The 262-nt window shown below is 53.4% G+C and carries 1 pseudogene; it reads right to left on the bottom strand.

Going from position 1 to position 262, the window contains the following annotated elements:
• Positions 1–262 (bottom strand): annotated as a pseudogene (tuf, locus tag AAC855_RS21810) (elongation factor Tu); the annotation flags it as partial.

The raw sequence follows: 262 nt of genomic DNA, 5'->3' as shown, positions 1-262 counted from the left end.
AACGATACCACGCTCAACACGACCCGTTACAACAGTACCACGGCCGGAGATGGAGAATACGTCTTCGATTGGCAGCAGGAATGGCTTGTCAATGTCACGCTCTGGTTCTGGGATGTAAGTATCCAGTGCTTCAGCCAGTTCAACAACTTTCGCTTCCCACTCTGCGTCGCCTTCCAGCGCTTTCAGAGCAGAACCACGGATGATTGGCGTGTCGTCGCCTGGGAAGTCGTACTGAGACAGCAGCTCACGCACTTCCATTTCA

The sequence above is a fragment of the Xenorhabdus bharatensis genome (assembly GCF_037996705.1).
Taxonomy (GTDB): domain Bacteria; phylum Pseudomonadota; class Gammaproteobacteria; order Enterobacterales; family Enterobacteriaceae; genus Xenorhabdus; species Xenorhabdus bharatensis.
Note: the sequence above shows the minus strand (reverse complement) of the source record. Positions and strands in the feature narration are given on the sequence as shown.